Origin of the sequence: Erwinia mallotivora (genome assembly GCF_000590885.1) — a bacterium.
In the GTDB taxonomy this organism is placed as follows: Bacteria; Pseudomonadota; Gammaproteobacteria; order Enterobacterales; family Enterobacteriaceae; genus Erwinia; species Erwinia mallotivora.
In genome coordinates, this window is sequence record NZ_JFHN01000062.1 from 1 (window position 1) to 16,843 (window position 16,843).

Annotated in this window: 15 protein-coding genes and 3 pseudogenes; 16 read left to right on the plus strand and 2 right to left on the minus strand. The window is 53.5% G+C overall.

What is annotated here, in order from left to right; all coding sequences use genetic code 11:
- The 7 genes and pseudogenes from BG55_RS16070 to BG55_RS16090 form a co-directional block, all read left to right on the plus strand.
- The coding region (locus BG55_RS16070) for an RHS repeat-associated core domain-containing protein (protein ID WP_160170870.1) at positions 1 to 2,882 on the plus strand (2,882 nt) is incomplete at its 5' end.
- The gene (locus BG55_RS16075) at positions 2,879 to 3,307 is read left to right on the plus strand and encodes an Imm26 family immunity protein (protein WP_034939618.1); all 429 of its coding nucleotides are present in this window, start codon (positions 2,879 to 2,881) and stop codon (positions 3,305 to 3,307) included. The genes BG55_RS16070 and BG55_RS16075, both read left to right, overlap by 4 nt.
- Before the next feature lie 141 nt (positions 3,308 to 3,448).
- Positions 3,449 to 3,895 (plus strand): annotated as a pseudogene (locus tag BG55_RS23315) (RHS repeat-associated core domain-containing protein); the annotation flags it as partial.
- Positions 3,834 to 4,034: an HYD1 signature containing ADP-ribosyltransferase family protein gene (locus BG55_RS23550; protein ID WP_200871636.1), complete on the plus strand. Its 201-nt coding sequence runs from the start codon at positions 3,834 to 3,836 to the stop codon at positions 4,032 to 4,034. The pseudogene BG55_RS23315 and the gene BG55_RS23550, both read left to right, overlap by 62 nt.
- An 8-nt stretch (positions 4,035 to 4,042) precedes the next feature.
- Entirely contained in the window at positions 4,043 to 4,321 is a 279-nt protein-coding gene (locus BG55_RS16080; RefSeq protein ID WP_200871637.1) for a DUF6881 domain-containing protein, read from the plus strand.
- A 485-nt stretch (positions 4,322 to 4,806) separates the two neighbouring features.
- A complete protein-coding gene (locus BG55_RS16085) occupies positions 4,807 to 5,049 on the plus strand; it encodes a type II toxin-antitoxin system RelB/DinJ family antitoxin (protein ID WP_034939621.1) in 243 nt (80 codons plus the stop codon).
- Positions 5,039 to 5,323, plus strand: a complete 285-nt coding sequence (locus BG55_RS16090) for a type II toxin-antitoxin system RelE family toxin (RefSeq protein ID WP_034939623.1) — start codon at positions 5,039 to 5,041, stop codon at positions 5,321 to 5,323. The genes BG55_RS16085 and BG55_RS16090 overlap by 11 nt, the downstream gene beginning before the upstream one ends.
- Before the next feature lie 10 nt (positions 5,324 to 5,333).
- On the opposite strand, the gene BG55_RS16095 is transcribed toward BG55_RS16090, so the two are convergent.
- Entirely contained in the window at positions 5,334 to 5,735 is a 402-nt protein-coding gene (locus tag BG55_RS16095; RefSeq protein ID WP_052018911.1) for a GNAT family N-acetyltransferase, read from the minus strand.
- A 548-nt stretch (positions 5,736 to 6,283) separates the two neighbouring features.
- Between BG55_RS16095 and BG55_RS16100 the strand changes: the two genes are divergently transcribed.
- Positions 6,284 to 7,471: an AMP-binding protein gene (locus BG55_RS16100; protein ID WP_034939628.1), complete on the plus strand. Its 1,188-nt coding sequence runs from the start codon at positions 6,284 to 6,286 to the stop codon at positions 7,469 to 7,471.
- A gap of 99 nt (positions 7,472 to 7,570) precedes the next feature.
- Here the strand turns inward: BG55_RS16100 and yghU are convergent.
- Positions 7,571 to 8,353, minus strand: a pseudogene (gene yghU / locus BG55_RS16105) (glutathione-dependent disulfide-bond oxidoreductase); the annotation flags it as partial.
- A gap of 385 nt (positions 8,354 to 8,738) precedes the next feature.
- Here yghU and BG55_RS16110 point away from each other — a divergent pair.
- From BG55_RS16110 to deoA, 8 genes and pseudogenes are all read left to right on the plus strand, one after another.
- A pseudogene (locus tag BG55_RS16110) lies at positions 8,739 to 9,299 on the plus strand (DNA-3-methyladenine glycosylase I).
- A 208-nt stretch (positions 9,300 to 9,507) separates the two neighbouring features.
- Positions 9,508 to 11,097, plus strand: coding sequence for a peptide chain release factor 3 (gene prfC, locus BG55_RS16115; protein WP_034939630.1), 1,590 nt, complete (start codon positions 9,508 to 9,510; stop codon positions 11,095 to 11,097).
- A gap of 288 nt (positions 11,098 to 11,385) precedes the next feature.
- Complete coding sequence (gene osmY, locus BG55_RS16120) at positions 11,386 to 12,000, plus strand: molecular chaperone OsmY (RefSeq protein WP_034939633.1); 615 nt, start codon at positions 11,386 to 11,388, stop codon at positions 11,998 to 12,000.
- A 125-nt stretch (positions 12,001 to 12,125) separates the two neighbouring features.
- Positions 12,126 to 12,287 (plus strand): DUF1328 domain-containing protein, encoded by a 162-nt coding sequence (locus tag BG55_RS22045; protein ID WP_071995045.1) that lies wholly within the window; start codon positions 12,126 to 12,128, stop codon positions 12,285 to 12,287.
- A gap of 255 nt (positions 12,288 to 12,542) precedes the next feature.
- Entirely contained in the window at positions 12,543 to 13,640 is a 1,098-nt protein-coding gene (locus tag BG55_RS16125) for a patatin-like phospholipase family protein (RefSeq protein WP_034939635.1), read from the plus strand.
- Complete coding sequence (locus tag BG55_RS16130; protein WP_034939637.1) at positions 13,637 to 14,413, plus strand: TatD family hydrolase; 777 nt, start codon at positions 13,637 to 13,639, stop codon at positions 14,411 to 14,413. Before BG55_RS16125 ends, BG55_RS16130 begins: the two co-directional genes overlap by 4 nt.
- A gap of 268 nt (positions 14,414 to 14,681) precedes the next feature.
- Positions 14,682 to 15,455 (plus strand): deoxyribose-phosphate aldolase, encoded by a 774-nt coding sequence (deoC, locus tag BG55_RS16135; RefSeq protein WP_034939640.1) that lies wholly within the window; start codon positions 14,682 to 14,684, stop codon positions 15,453 to 15,455.
- A 15-nt stretch (positions 15,456 to 15,470) separates the two neighbouring features.
- Positions 15,471 to 16,793: a thymidine phosphorylase gene (gene deoA / locus BG55_RS16140; protein WP_034939643.1), complete on the plus strand. Its 1,323-nt coding sequence runs from the start codon at positions 15,471 to 15,473 to the stop codon at positions 16,791 to 16,793.
- Positions 16,794 to 16,843: the final 50 nt, after the last annotated feature.

The following is a 16,843-nucleotide window of genomic DNA, read 5'->3' on the forward strand; positions in this document are numbered from 1 at the left end:
CCCGCCACTGGCGGGTGACGGAATTCCGGGTCTTCGACGAGAAAGCACGCTGCCTGGAGCACTGGGTCATTGATGCCGATGAGCAGGCGCGCAGCGCGACGGTGACCTGCCTGTCCGGCGGCAGTTCGCAGCACGACTGGGATGAGCTGGGGCGTCCCACGGGCTACACCGACATGTACGGGGCCCGCTGGTCTTACCGCTGGGCGGCGCAGGCCGATCTGCTGATGGCCATCCACGCGCCGGGCGACCGGGTGTGGGAGTACGGCTACGACGAGCGCGGTAGGCTGACGATGGTGCGCGATCCGGCGGGACAGACCACGCTGACCACCTGGCATCCTTCTTATGCCTTTCCGCTGAAGGAGGTGCTGGCGGACGGGGCGGTCTGGGAATATCACTACAATGCCGCCGGGGATGTGGTGGCGGTGACCGATCCGTTGGGCAGCATCACGCGCTTCAGCTGGAGCAGTCAGGGCGACCTGCTGACGCGAACCGACGCGCTGGAGAACACGCATCGCTTCTGGTGGAACGAACGGGGACAGATACGGCGCGAGGAGGACTGCGCGGGATATCAGAGTCACCGGCAGTATGACGACGCGGGCCGCCTGACGGGGGCCACCGATGCGGAGGGCGGCACCACGCGCTGGCGGTGGAGTCCGGCGGGGCGGCTTGACGCGGTGATCCGTGCGGACGGACGCGAAACGCGTTACGACTACGACCGGGCGGGCAGGCTGGCGGGTGAGAACAGCGACGGCTTTTCCGAGCGTAAGGTGACGCACAACGCCAGAGGACAGGTGGTCAGCGAAACCGACCCGGCCGGGCAGGTGACGCGCTACCGCTACGACCGGGCAGGGCGGCTGACGCAGATTACTAATCCCAATGGCGATCGCTGGGGATTTGAGTGGGACAACGGGCGACGCTTACTGGCGCAGCGCGACTGGGCGGGACGGCGTAAAGACTTCCGTTATGACCGGCTGGGGCGGATCGCCGGGGTGACGCAGCATCCGCTGACGGCGGCGGACGCGCCCGCGCCACTGCAAACCGGCTATGAATATGACGTGCTGGACCGGCTGACGGCGAGAGTGACCGCGGCGCACCGCACCGAATATGATTATCAGGCGGATAAGGTTGAAGTCAGGAAGATGACGCTGGCGGCGTGGCAGCGTGCACGGTCTGAGGGCGGCGCCGCGCCGCAGGCGGAGATCCTGCGTTTTACCCGCGACCAGGCGGGGAATGTTATCCGCGAAGAGAATGAGGGCGGGGTGCTGTCGCATCGCTATGATGCGCTGGGTAACCTGAGCGCCAGCGTCCTGCCGGACGGCCGCGAGCTGAGTTTTCTGCGCTACGGCACCGGGCATCTGATGCAGATTAACCTGCGTTATGGCGGTCAGCTGCGCGAGATAGCGGGCTTTCAGCGTGACCGGCTGCACCGTGAGCGGCTGCGCAGCCAGGGGCCGCTGAGCCAGCAGACCGGTTATGATGCGGTGGGGCGGGTGGTATCGCGCAGCAGCGGCAGCGACCAGCGCAACGGCATCGTTTTTGAACGCCGTTACAACTGGGACCGGCTGGACCAGGTGATGCAGGAGAGCCAGCGCGACCCGGCCAGCGAGCAGATGGAATGGTCACGGCGGCAGCGCTTTGGTTATGATGCGGCGGGGCAGGTCACGCGGGCGGTGCACGGCGGGGGCGATGCGCATTTCAGCTGGGACGGCGCGGGCAACCGCACCGACGCGCCGGGGCAGACGGTGTGGCAGAATCTGTTGCAGCGTCTGAAGGGGGCGCGCTGGTCGTATGACGGTTTTGGTCGGGTGGCATGGCGGAAAAGCGCGGCGGACGCGCCGGAGCAGTGGTTCAGCTACGACGACGAGCAGCGGGTGTCATCGGTGCGTTTTGCCGGTGATGCGGAGTATCAGCAGGTAAGCTACCGTTACGATGCGCTGGGGCGGCGGACGCACAAAATCCTGCATCGGCACGGGGGCGAAAGCGAGACGGTGCGCTTCCTGTGGAGCGGGTTGCAGATGGTGGGTGAAAGCAGCAGCGCGACGCCGGAACGCAGCACGCAGTACCTGTACGCGGAGGGCGGCTGGGAGCCGCTGGCGCGAATTGATACGCTGGGCGACAGCGCGACAACGTACTGGTATCACACCGAGCTGAACGGTCTGCCGCAGCGGCTGACGGACGAGTCGGGCGAGGTGGTGTGGCGGGGAAGCTTTTCCACATGGGGGGAGACGGAGCGGGAGACAGCGTCGCCGTCAGCGGACTTACGGCAGGTGCGTCAGAATCTGCGCTTCCAGGGGCAGTACCTGGACGGGGAGACGGGGCTTCATTACAATTTATTCCGCTATTACGACCCGGCGGGCGGGCGCTACACGCAGCCGGACCCGATAGGGCTGGCGGGAGGGTTGAATACCTATGCATATGTCGGGGATCCGCTGACCTGGGTGGATCCGTTGGGGTTGAAACCATGTATGGGTTTACCTTCAACCCGTAATGCAGGTGGAACCGGAAAAAATTATGATCCAATAAATGGGCAGGGACTGTATGTCCTACATGATGGAAAGAATATTTTATATGTAGGAAGAGGGGATGCGCCGTCTCGCTTAAATATTCATGCGAATACAGCGGGTAAATCCAATTTGAGGCAATTTACTGTATTCGATAATAATCTTACTAAAGCAGAAGCTAAGTTTTTAGAGCAGAAAATCATGGATCTTCATGGTGGTGCTCAATCAACAAATCCCATGACTAATCTACTTAATAAAATAAGATCCTACAGTCCAAATAATAATAATGCCATTAGCTATGACGTTGCTGGTCACGATAGTGTATGGGGTGCTAAAGTATATAATGATGCAATGTCTATTTTAGGAGGTAAAGGACTATGAAAGTTAAATATACTGAAGGTGATGTTTTTATCATACCTTTGGAAAAAAAATTTGCTATATGTCAAATTTTATTTTCACCGAAAGGAAAGTTTAAAAAGGTAATCGGCTTTTGCGTTCTATTCATACAAAGTGATAAATTATTTAGAAATGATGGCGTTTTAGAACCTATCAATATTATAGATATGGGAAAAGAAACAAAAGTTGTTTTCACAGGGAATCAAAATATAAAAAATGGTTCCTGGGAAATAGTTGATCACGTTGATTTGAATGAAGATAAGAAAAAACTTAAGATATTCAATTATGCTGGTGGTCTTTATGATGGAGAGGATGAAATAAGACGTATTCCTGTTTCTGAATATTCTCACTATACCTCAATGGAAGTATGTGGTTTTGAGCTTGTCAAAAATATATTAATGAGCATTTAACTCCAAGCCGGAAAAGTCCTGATGATTTTCCGGCTTTATTATATGTTTTTTTCGACAATGTGTGGGCGAGGAGTACGGCTGGAGTGTTTTACATTAGGGTAAACTATATGTGATTTATCCTCGCCTTTAGTCGGATTACGGCAGGTGCGTCAGAATCTGCGCTTCCAGGGGCAGTACCTGGACAGGGAGGCGGGGCTTCATTACAATTTATTCCGCTATTACGACCCGGCGGGCGGGCGCTACACGCAGCCGGACCCGCCAGGGTTGGTGGGTGGATTGAATACCTGTGCGTATGTTGGGGACCCGCTGACCTGGGTGGACCCGTTGGGTCTTAATGGATGTGTGCCAGTAAGCAGTCGAACACGTTCAAATGTAAAGGATGATGAGAAAAAGATTCTGTACCACTACACTCACAATAATGGTCTTGATGGTATTTTAACATCTAAGAAGCTCAACCCTTCTTTGAAAGCGAATAATCCAAAAAATGCGCGTTATGGTGATGGACAATATTTATCTGATGTAAAGCATGGTACCAAAAAAGGATGGCCAGCTATCGTATGCCTTTTTAAATATTCCTTATCAGGGTAATAAATGCGAAAACTATATCGCAATTGATGTTACGGACCTGACAGTAATTCAAGGAAGAGAGGGAGTGTTTGTTATTAATAATACAGAACCTTTAGATTTGACAGGGGGAATTATTAGCTCTGGAAAGAATCAGCCTTAGAGGAAATAATGGTGAAGTATATAAAAGCAAAATGGTTTCATGATGAGAAAGATTATCCGGTCGAGATTTACAGTGAGGTTGATAATAAAGGGTATGAGTTAAGGAAAGTGGAAATATTTCGTGATGGAAATGCAGGTTATGCTGATGAGAAGAGAAATAGTGGTAACACTTTGTTAGGTGAGGCGCCCTTACCCAGTCTGGATGAAATTAATTCCGATCATGAATTTTTAGCTCAAGAAATATCATTGGATGATTTTGAAGCTATCTGGAATAAGTTTTATTTTTGAAACCACCTGAACTATAAAAAATTAATCAATGGCTTGTGAAATTAAAATTTTAAATATCTGTAGCTTAGTTGGGTGAATTATCTACGATGTGTTGAGCCATCGTACCCACAAAATCCTGCATCGCCACGGGGCCGAAAGCGAGACGGTGCGCTTCCTGTGGAGCGGGTTGCAGATGGTGGGTGAAAGCAGCAGCGCGACGCCGGAACGCAGCACGCAGTACCCGGTTTGCTCATTCACTCACGTGTTCAGCCAGGTACACCTTCTTTTGAAATTACCGCATAACGCGTAATCACTATGTTGACCCTGTAAGTTTTGCGGCTACATTGCGACTGTCTTGAAGACACCTGAACATGACAGACGGGAAAAGATACCTGGCGGAGGAGGAGAAAAGTTAAACCTTTTCGGTACTGGGCGTGAAAAAGGCAGTCTTGAAGCAGATGTAATGCTATAGTGCATTACATCTGCTTAATCACGGGAAAGACACCATGGCAACATTAAATGTGCGGCTGGACGATAAACTAAAAAGCAAGGCTTACGCAGTGCTGAACGAGCTTGATATATCACCTACAGAGGCCGTGCGGCTGCTGTTCCAGTACATAGCAGAAAATGAGCGCCTGCCGCTGAAGACGCTGACGGTGAGCGATGAAGAAGAAGAACTATTGAAAACGGTTCGTGAAAGGTTGGCATCACCACGGAAAGGGATAAAGGTAACGCTGGATGAGCTATGATCTGGTGTTTGACCCAAGGGCATTAAAAGAGTGGAAAAAGCTGGGTGCTACTGTTCGGGAGCAGTTCAAAAAAAAGCTGGCTGAAGTCCTGATAAACCCGAGGGTGGAATCAGCAAGGCTGAGAGAGTATCCGGACTGCTACAAAATAAAGCTGAAATCATCAGGATATCGTCTGGTGTATCAGGTTCAGGATGAACAATTAGTTGTCTTTGTAATAGCTACTGGTAAAAGAGAAAGGTTGGAAGTCTATAGTGATGCAGGGAAGCGCCTGTAACAGCCCGAATTTAAGCTTTACTCATCTGCCATATATAGTAATTATCCACACCTTCCGTTCGCTCAAAAATAAATCCCGCAGAGATATAGAAATCATTAGCCGGGCTTTTTCGCAGGGCTATCAGTTTAATGGCTTTCTCAGCGTTAAGGGCAATATTCTGGATATGCTCAATCACCTTTCTTCCAAACCCCTTCCCCTGAAATTTATTTTTAATATATAAATGATCTAAATAAAGATGATCCACATAGTCCCGCAGGACATAAAATCCAATCACCTCATTCTGACAACAGATAACAAAGGTGTCCTGTTCTGCAAAGCCGGAAAGAAATCGTTGGCGAGCGCGGGCAGGATCAAATCTGTTTAACGCTTCGAGACTCGGACGCATAGCTTCAACGCGTATATCTGCCAGCATTGATGCGTCGTCTTTGGTGGCGGGAATAATATCAACGCTTGTTATCATAAAATCTTGTCAGGAGAGTCGGCCAGAGGTTATGCAGGTTATATAATTTTCAAGCCTGTGTCTGCTTCAGACAAAAAATTCAGAGAGTTAACAGCCACACAGCCGCACTAAAATCAGTCTGAGTGCATCGTCAGGCCATCACATTTTGTGATGCTTCCGTGCTCCCCCTGAGCCTTTCCCCTCACTGAATATCGAGAAAAACTTACCTGATAACGCTTTGGACGCCGGGTGAGTGAGCGCGAAGCGTACCCTCCTTTATACATTTAGTGCGGTGCAAAGCAGCTGTTCTGGCGGAACAGATTTCTGTACATACCCGCGCAGCAGTGCTGCTGGCGTTGTTCACCCGGCTTATTATAACTGTCATACATTAATCTGATTTATATTATAAGGAACCGTTATTCTTGTTCCGGTACTCATAGCTCACGCTTCACCCACCCGTCATTGCTGGCGGTTGGGTAAGCCTTACAGGTAATCAAAAAATGGGCTATAGAGGAACTATCATGAGTGCCTACGATGTAGAAAAGGAATGGCTGAGAGTAGCCGGTATTGCGGCAGAAACACATCAGGATGCCGATCTGAGAGGCTTCACCTATCAGGATTTCAGAAAATGGGTGCCCGTCATGGATAAAGACGGTTTTACGGCACAGACAGAACGCTGTGTGGCGGAAAATGAACGTAACTGCCTGATTGGCTTCACCAGTGGCACCAGCGGCAACCTGAAACGTTGCTACTACTACTACGACTGTGAAGTTGATGAAGACAGCTCCCGCTCCAATGTTTTTCGTAGCAATGGTTTTATCCAACCCGGTGACCGCTGCGCTAACCTGTTCACCATTAACCTTTTTTCCGCGCTGAACAATATCACCACCATGATGGCCGGTAACTGTGGTGCGCATGTGGTGTCTGTCGGCGATATCACACTGCTGACCCGCAGCCACTTCGAGGCACTGAAAGAGATCAAACTCAACGTGCTGCTCGGTGTCCCCTCCACCATCCTGCAATTTATTGATGCGATGCAACAACATGGCGTGCATGTTCCCGTCGAAAAAATCGTCTTCAACGGTGAAGGACTGAAAACATTTCAGAAAAAAATCATCCGCGATGCCTTTGGGGAACAGGTTTCCCTGGTCGGCGTTTATGGCAGCTCCGAAGGCGGGATCCTCGGCTTTACCGCCAACGCCAGCCATACGGAATATGAATTTTTGTCCAATAAATACTTTATTGAAAAGGAAGGGGACAGCATCCTGATCACCTCGCTGACGCGTGAGAACTTCACGCCGTTGCTGCGTTACCGACTGGGTGACACCGCAACGCTGTCACAGCGAGGCGACAAAATTTTCGTCAGCGATATCCAGCGAGAGGATATGAGCTTTAACTTTATGGGTAATCTGATTGGCCTTAGCATTATCCAGCAGGCAATAAAACAGACGCTGGACCGCAGCCTGGAAATTCAGGTCCATCTGTCCGTTACCGATGAAAGCAAGGAGCTGGTGACCGTTTTCGTACCGGCAACTGAGGTCAGTGAAGACGAACGTCAGCGGATTGAAGCCGCGATTGCTGCCATTCCGGATATTAACGAAGCCTATCAAAAAGCACAGGGCAGTGTGGCAGTAGTGGCGAAGGATGCCAGAGATTACGCGGTGTCTGAGCGCGGTAAAATGCTCTACATCATCGACCGCAGAAGCTAAAAAAAACCGCCTGGCTTCTGAGTCAGGCGGGTGCAGTTCAAATGAGCGGCATCCCCTGATTGCTGAACCTGCCGCTCTGATGGGATGCTGCATGTTCTAGCTGCGATTCACCATCCGGCCACGCTGGACGGCCGGACGCAGAGCAATTTCATCTGCCCAGCGCTGAACGTTTTGATAAGACCCCACGTCGAGAAACTCTGCCGCATTATAAAGTTCCCCTTTCACCAGTCCGCCAAACCACGGCCAGATGGCGATATCGGCAATGGTGTACTCCTCGCCGGCAATGTAACGATGCTCGCTTAACTGCCTGTCCAGCACATCAAGCTGACGTTTGGCTTCCATAGTGAAGCGGTCAATGGCGTACTCAATTTTTACCGGCGCGTAGTGATAAAAATGGCCAAATCCGCCGCCAATATAAGGCGCAGAGCCCTGCAACCAGAACAGCCAGTTCAGCGTTTCGGTGCGCCCGGCCGCCTCTTTCGGCAGGAAGTGACCATACTTCTCCGCCAGATAAAGCAGGATAGCCCCGGACTCAAACACGCGGGTGGCGGGGGTGGTGGAGACATCCAGCAGCGCCGGAATTTTCGAGTTTGGGTTGATGTCCACAAAGCCGGAGCCAAACTGATCGCCTTCACCGATGCGGATCAGATGGGCATCATATTGTGCTTCGCGCACGTTCAGCGCCAGCAGCTCCTCCAGCAGGATGGTGACTTTCTGACCGTTAGGCGTGCCCAGCGAATAAAGCTGTAAAGGATGTGTGCCCACCGGCAGCGTCGCCTGATGACGCGGACCGGCGGTCGGACGATTGATGCTGCCCCAGGTGCCGCCGTGGCCTTTGTTTTCACTCCAGACTTTTGCTGGCTGGTAGTCATTGTTGCTCATAAATGAAGTTTCCTTTTTAAAGCCTGGCCCATCAGGGCTGTTTTACTCGCCATTCTGAACCCGGGCAGTGCTCGAAATCCTCACGTACTCCGTGTACGCTCCGGTTTCTGCGCGCTGTCCGTATCCAGACTGGCTGCGACAATAACGCCTGGTGGGACAGGAGATTAGTATGCGGGCGCTGAAATAAAGGTAGCGTCGATTGCCGTGAAAAACCAAACGCGCTTGTTACATTGGATGTCAGGTATAGCATCGGTAGCCGTGTCGCGTTTATCTTTACAGAGCAATCCCGCCGCCCTGATGTGGAGCAAATCAAATGGATGAACAGAGCCAGACCGGACTGATCCTCAGTGAGCAGGGAAAAATCTGCTGCTACTGGCAGCCCTCAATGCCGCATTACCATGATCAGGAGTGGGGCAGGCCGGTGGTGGATGACCGGCGACTGTTTGAGAAAGTCTGCCTGGAAGGGTTTCATTCTGGCATGTCATGGCAGCTGATTTAACATAAGCGGGACAATTTTCGCCGCGCTTTTTGCGATTTCGATTTCCACCGTGTAGCGCAGTTCGGTGACCAGCAGGTTGAGCAGCTGATGGCAGACAGCAGCATCGTGCGCAACCGTGCAAAGATCCTCTCGGCAATCAACAATGCCCGTCGGGCGGTTGAGCTGCTGGCGGAAGCCGGTTCGCTGGCGGCCTGGTTCTGGCAGTTCGAGCCACAGCCAGGCCAGCGTCCTGCCACGGTGGATCTGACTTGGTGGCAGAATGCCAAAACCTCGCCCGAGGCGATAAGCATGTCGAAAGCGTTAAAGAAACGTGGCTGGAGCTGGGTGGGACCGGTAACCTGCTATTCGCTGATGCAGGCACTCGGATTGATTAACGACCATCTCACCGGCTGCCATTGTCGTGAAGCCTGTGAAAACGCGCGGGCGCAGTTGATTCGTCCACGCTGAACTGAATTTATTATTGCTGTCACATCAAGAGGCCAGGCCAGTGTAAAAAAATGGAAACCCGACACAGGTTCTTATTGTGTATTGAACGGCGTTGCGGATTGTTTATAGCGCCCGGATCGGTGAAAATGCCGGCCATTGATGATTAATTGCCTGTGAGGCCACTGCGCGGCGGCGTAATGGCGGCACGGCACCAGACAGAGTTCTTTTCATGACAAACGCACCCTTTATGCAGGAGGTGGCTCGTCGCCGCACTTTTGCCATTATCTCCCACCCGGATGCCGGTAAAACCACCATCACCGAAAAGGTGTTGCTGTTCGGGCAGGCTATCCAGACCGCCGGAACGGTGAAAGGCCGTGGCTCCAGCCAGCATGCTAAATCAGACTGGATGGAAATGGAGAAGCAGCGTGGTATCTCCATTACCACCTCGGTTATGCAGTTCCCCTACCGTGAATGCCTGGTCAACCTGCTGGATACCCCAGGCCACGAAGACTTCTCGGAAGATACCTACCGCACCCTGACGGCGGTTGACTGCTGTCTGATGGTTATCGACGCGGCGAAAGGCGTTGAAGATCGTACCCGTAAGCTGATGGAAGTGACCCGGCTGCGTGATACGCCAATCCTCACCTTTATGAACAAGCTTGACCGCGATATCCGTGATCCGATGGAAGTGCTGGATGAAGTGGAAAGTGAACTGAAAATTGCCTGTGCGCCGGTGACCTGGCCCATCGGCTGCGGCAAACAGTTCAAAGGGGTTTATCACCTGTATAAAGATGAAACCTATCTTTATCAGACCGGGATGGGCCACACCATCCAGCAGGTAAGGGTGGTAAAAGGTCTTGATAATCCGGAGCTGGACCAGGCGGTGGGCGACGATCTGGCCGCGCAGCTGCGTGAAGAGCTGGAGCTGGTGCAGGGCGCATCCCATGAGTTCGATAAAGAACTGTTCCTGGCCGGGCAACTGACACCGGTATTCTTTGGCACCGCGCTGGGTAACTTCGGCGTTGACCATATGCTGGACGGTCTGGTGGAGTGGGCACCATCCCCGATGCCGCGCAACACCGATTTACGTACGGTTACCGCCGCCGATGAGAAATTCACCGGCTTTGTGTTCAAAATTCAGGCGAATATGGACCCGAAACACCGTGACCGCGTGGCGTTTATGCGCGTGGTGTCCGGTAAGTATGAAAAAGGGATGAAGCTGCGCCAGGTTCGTCTCGGCAAAGATGTGGTGATCAGCGACGCGCTGACCTTTATGGCGGGCGACCGTTCTCACGTTGAAGAGGCTTACCCGGGCGACATCATCGGGCTGCACAACCACGGCACCATCCAGATTGGCGACACCTTTACCCAGGGCGAAAACATGAAGTTCACCGGTATCCCGAACTTCGCCCCGGAACTGTTCCGCAGGATCCGCCTGCGCGATCCGCTGAAGCAGAAACAGCTGCTGAAAGGGCTGGTGCAGCTCTCTGAAGAGGGGGCCGTCCAGGTATTTCGCCCGGTGCACAATAACGACCTGATCGTGGGTGCGGTGGGGGTGTTGCAGTTCGATGTGGTGGTGGCCCGCCTGAAGAGTGAGTACAACGTTGAAGCTATCTACGAAGCGATCAACGTCTCGACTGCCCGCTGGGTGGAGTGCAACGACGCGAAGAAATTCGATGAATTCCAGCGCAAAAATGAAATTAACCTGGCACTGGATGGCGGCGATAATCTGACCTATATCGCCCCGACCATGGTCAATCTGAATATTACTCAGGAACGCTATCCTGACGTGGTATTCCGTAAAACCCGCGAACACTGACAGGCCAGATTTAAACTACACTTCAAAGCGATGCCCGGTGCATCGCTTTTTTTTTACTCTTCCCCCGAAGACCTGCTTGCAGACTCCTCTTAAAAAAACTTTGTTCTGACTATTTATCCATCATATCAACCATAAAAAACGGTGAAATGCCAATTAGCGTCTATCTTTACTTCTACCGGACGCAAAATATGCGGCAGAGACTGCTGCGACGTCTTTCCACTACAGCCACGCCGTTTGTGGCTGACAGCTCACAGTTGTGAGTGCAATAACATGAAAAAAGGAAATGCCATGAAAAAGACTAACATTGCAAAAACGCTTACGGCTGTACTGGTTGGTTCTGCGCTGATGACCGGCTATGCGCTGGCAGATGAGACGGCGACGACCACGACGCAAAGCACCACAGACAGTGCAGGTGCCAAAATCGACAGCTCGATGAAAAAAGTCGGTGGTTACATGGATGACAGCGGCGTGACGGCTAAAGTTAAAGCGGCCCTGGTAGATAACGACGCGATCAAAAGCTCCGATATCTCGGTGAAAACCCATGATGGCGTGGTAACGCTGAGCGGTTTTGTTCCTTCTCAGGACCAGGCAGAGCTGGCCGTTGCCGCAGCGAAAAAAGTTGAAGGCGTTAAATCTGTCAGTGACAAACTTCACGTTAAAGACAGCACCAAAGCCAGCGTAAGCGGCTATGCCGGAGATACCTCAACGACCGGTAAAATTAAGGCTAAACTGTTAGCAGATGACATCGTGCCATCACGTAATGTGAAAGTGGAAACCACCAACGGTGTGGTTCAGCTTTCCGGTACGGTGAAAAGCCAGGCACAGTCCGATCGTGCGGAAGGCATCGCCAAAGCCATTGAAGGGGTGAAAAGTGTGAAAAACGATATCACTGTTAAACCGTAATGCCGACGTGGGTCGTTGCAGCACAACGCGGCCCTCAGCAGTACTGAATACGATAAAACCAGGCCCCTGCGGGCCTGAGTTAATAACACAAGCAGGTCTGTTTTATAATTGGTGAGGAGAGGCTTATGTTTCGTTGGGGTATTATTTTTCTGATTATCGCGCTGATTGCCGCAGCACTGGGTTTTGGTGGTCTGGCCGGTACGGCTGCATGGGCCGCTAAAGTCGTATTTGTGGTCGGTATCATCATCTTCCTGATCAGCCTGTTCACTGGCAGGAAGAAACTCTAGTTATCGTCCTTTAATACAACCGGTTATGCCATATTTCTGGCTGGCCGGTGAAGTTCGCCAACGGGAGCCTTGTGCTCCCGTTTCGTTATTTCATCCCTGCTGCCGCAGGCATTAACCCTCGCTGTATTGCTGTCACCCTCCCGCTAGCTATTTTCTGCAACATAATGACAATAATTAACCGCTGCGATGAGCAAACAGTTTCAGCCAATCAGGGTTATTCTCATCTCATTCCCCCCCCCCCGCTGGAGACTGATTTTGGGTCACTATATCCCGATAACCCCTGGCAATATTGCGCCACTGGCGTTAACGCCTTTTCGTCCGGGTAAACTGGCGCTGGTCTGCGAAGGGGGTGGTCAGCGTGGGATCTTCACTGCTGGCGTACTGGATGAGTTTCAGCGGGCTGACTTTAACCCTTTTGACCTGCTGATGGGCACCTCTGCCGGGGCGCAAAACCTCTCGGCCTACATCTGTGGGCAGCCTGGCTATGCCCGCCGGGTGATCACCCGCTATACCACCAGCAAACTGTTCTTTAACCCCCTGCGTTTTGTGCGGGGCGGACATCTGATCGATCTCGACTGGCTGGTGGATATCACCGCGAAAGAGTTTCCGCTGGCGATGGCGGCAGGAGAGAAGATGTTCTCTTCTGGCCGGGAATTTTATATGTGTGCCTGCCGCAGTGATGACTACTCGCCCGGCTATTTTGCGCCAACGGCGGCAAACTGGTTAAACATCATCAAAGCCTCCAGCGCCATTCCGGGAATGTATCGTCCGGGAGTCTTTCTTGAAGGCATCAGCTATCTGGATGGGGGGATCAGCGATGCGATTCCTGTCAGAGAAGCGGCCCGACGCGGTGCCGAAACCATTGTGGTGATCCGCACCGTGCCGTCGCAAATGACCTACACGCCGCAATGGCTGAAACGCCTTGAACGCTGGCTGAGCGACGGTGCCTTGCAGCCGCTGATGAATGTCATGCATCTGCATGAGGAGAGCTATCGCCAGACGCAGGAATTTATTGAAAATCCTCCCGGCGATCTGACTATTATTGAAATTTTTCCGCCGCAGCCGCTGGCCAGCATGGCGCTGGGCAGTCGGATAGCGTCACTGAACAAGGATTATCATCTGGGCCGCCGGTGTGGGCGCTATTTTCTGGCGACGGCAGGCCAGTGGTTGCAGGAAAACCGTTTGCAGCTTAGCCGACAAGCGGTGGTGCCAGCCACGCCGGTGGCTAATGAGCCTGAGCGCGCGGTAAACATGCCAGCCACGCCGGTGGCTAATGAGCCTGAGCGCACGGTGAACATGCCCGGCACGCTGGCGGATAACGATGCGGATTACAATGAAGGATCGCTGGCATGAATGCTGGTTTTGTTGATACCCATTGCCACTTTGATTTCGCGCCCTTCAGCGGCGATGAAGCTGAAAGTTTGCGGCTGGCTGCCGCAGCGGGGGTGGAAAAAATTATTGTGGTTGGTGTGGCTGCCAGTCGTTTTGCCGGGGTGATGGCGCTGGCTGACCGCTGGCCACCGCTTTATGCCGCGCTGGGTACGCATCCGATGGCGATGGCGGAATATGATGATTCCTCTCTGCAACGGCTGGAAGATTACCTGAAGCAACGCCCGCAAAAGCTGGTGGCGATTGGCGAGATAGGGCTGGATCTGTTTATCGCTGACCCTCAGTTCGACAGACAGCTGGCGGCGCTGGATGCACAGCTGCGGCTGGCGCGGGATTACGATCTGCCGGTGATCCTCCACTCCCGCCGTACCCACGATAAGCTGGCGATGGCGCTGCGAAAATTCTCTCTGCCACGGCGTGGCGTGGTACACGGTTTTGCCGGTAGTGAGCAACAGGCGCTGGCTTTTATCCGGGCGGGCTATGCCATTGGTGTGGGCGGCACCATCACCTATCCTCGCGCCAGTAAAACCCGCCATGCCATAGCCCGCCTGCCGTTAAGCGCGTTGCTACTGGAAACGGATGCGCCGGACATGCCCGTACAGGGTTTTCAGGGGGAGCCGAACCGTCCGGAGAGAGTGCGGATGGTGTGGCAAAGCCTGTGTGAAATCCGTCCTGAATCCCCGCAGGAGATAGCAGAAACGCTGCGTGAAAATACCCGCCGGGTGTTTGGCATTTAGCCGGGTTTGATCACCCCGCACTGGGGAGCAGGGACGTCATGCGTTTCCAGACGTGGCAGTAGCGGTGGATGTTACAATAATCACATTCTGTTGCTGCCGCTGTTTTCACCACTTAATGACCGGACACCGCCCGTATCGCAAAATTCTGTGATGATGATCGCTTTCAATATACAAATACTGCAACGACACTATTATGCATGTGAAACTAATCACAGTTAGCAGTCCGCACGGACTGTTATTATTTTAACATTCTTCTGTGGAGAGCATTATGACTGACTCAACTGCCATCCGTGCGCTGCACCTGATGGACCTGACCACGCTGAACGATGATGATACGGATGAAAAAGTCATCGCGTTATGCCGTCAGGCGAAATCTCCGGCAGGCAATACTGCCGCTATCTGTATCTATCCCCGTTTTATTCCCGTTGCCCGTAAAGCCCTGCATGAACAGGGTACGCCGGAGATCCGCATCGCCACCGTGACCAATTTTCCTCACGGCAACGATGATATCGATATTGCGCTGGCGGAAACCCATGCCGCTATTGCTTACGGTGCCGATGAAGTGGATGTGGTGTTTCCTTATCGGGCATTGATGGCGGGTAATGAAGAGGTGGGCTATGACCTGGTCAGCGCCTGTAAAGAGGCATGCGCCGATGCGGGCGTATTACTGAAAGTCATTATTGAAACCGGCGAACTGAAAACCGCTGAGCTTATTCGTCAGGCGGCCGACGTGGCGATTGAGGCGGGTGCGGATTTTATCAAGACCTCAACCGGCAAGGTGCCGGTCAACGCCACGCCGGAAGCGGCGGAAATTATGCTGCGGGTGATTGCCGATAAAGGCGTCCGCCATCAGGTGGGCTTTAAGCCTGCGGGCGGGGTGAAAACGGCGGAAGATGCAGCCCTGTATCTGAAGCTGGCTGACGATATTCTCGGCAGCGACTGGGCCGATGCACGTCATTTCCGTTTCGGGGCGTCCAGCCTGCTGGCCAGCCTGTTAAATGCGGCGGGTTTTTCCGACGCGAAAAGTGATTCAGCCTATTAAAGGTCAGGAGGAAACGTGTTCCTGCCGCAAGAAATTATCCGTAAGAAAAGAGATGGTCAGGCGCTGAGCGAAGAAGAAATTCGCTTTTTTATCAACGGCGTTCGCGATAACTCCGTCTCGGAGGGGCAAATCGCGGCGCTGGCGATGACCATCTACTTCCACGATATGACGCTGGCTGAGCGGGTGGCGCTGACGATGGCAATGCGCGACTCCGGCTCGGTGCTTAACTGGCAGGGGATGAATCTTCACGGCCCGGTGGTGGATAAACACTCCACGGGCGGGGTGGGTGACGTTACCTCGCTGATGCTGGGACCGATGGTGGCGGCCTGTGGCGGCTATGTTCCGATGATCTCCGGGCGCGGGCTGGGTCATACCGGCGGCACGCTGGATAAACTGGAAGCGATCCCTGGTTTTGCTATTTTTCCGGACGATGAAACCTTCCGTCGTATTATCCGCGAGGTGGGCGTTGCCATTATCGGCCAGACCAACTCGCTGGCCCCGGCGGATAAGCGTTTCTATGCCACCCGCGATATCACCGCGACCGTCGATTCCATCCCGCTTATAACAGCTTCAATCCTTGCCAAAAAGCTGGCGGAAGGTCTGGATGCGCTGGTGATGGATGTCAAAGTGGGCAGCGGTGCCTTCATGCCCACCGTTGCGCAGTCCACTCTGCTGGCGGAGGCGATTGTCGGCGTGGCTAATGGCGCGGGTTGCAAAACCACCGCGCTGCTGACCGATATGAATCAGGTGCTGGCTTCCAGCGCCGGTAATGCGCTGGAGGTGGGGGAAGCGGTGCGTTTCCTCACCGGCGAGTACCGTAATCCGCGTCTGTTGGAGGTCACGCTGGCGCTGAGTGCGGAAATGCTGGTATCCGGCGGGCTGGCGGCAAACATCCCGCAGGCGATGACGAAGCTTCAGGCCGTGCTGGATAACGGACGTGCCGTTGAGCTGTTTTCGCAGATGGTCAGTGCGCAGCAAGGCCCGGCGGACTTTGTCGAAAACATCGATAGCTATCTGCCCGCAGCGACCCTCAGCAAAGCGGTGTATGCCGATAACGCCGGGTTTGTCAGCACGATGGACACCCGCGCGCTGGGGATGGCGGTGGTGGCATTGGGCGGTGGACGCCGCCGTGCCAGTGATATGATCGATTACAGCGTTGGCTTCAGTGAGATGGTGCAGCTGGGGGACTATGTTGACAACCAGCGCCCGCTGGCGGTGATCCACGCGGCGACGGAATCTGGCTGGCAGGAGGCCGCCGCCGCGCTGAAACGGGCTATTACCGTTGGTGAGAGTGCGCCGCCGGTCATGCCAGTTATCTGTCGCCGAATTGCCGGATAAACGGCATACTGTTCCGATCGATAAAATTTATGCTCATCGCGTTCAACACG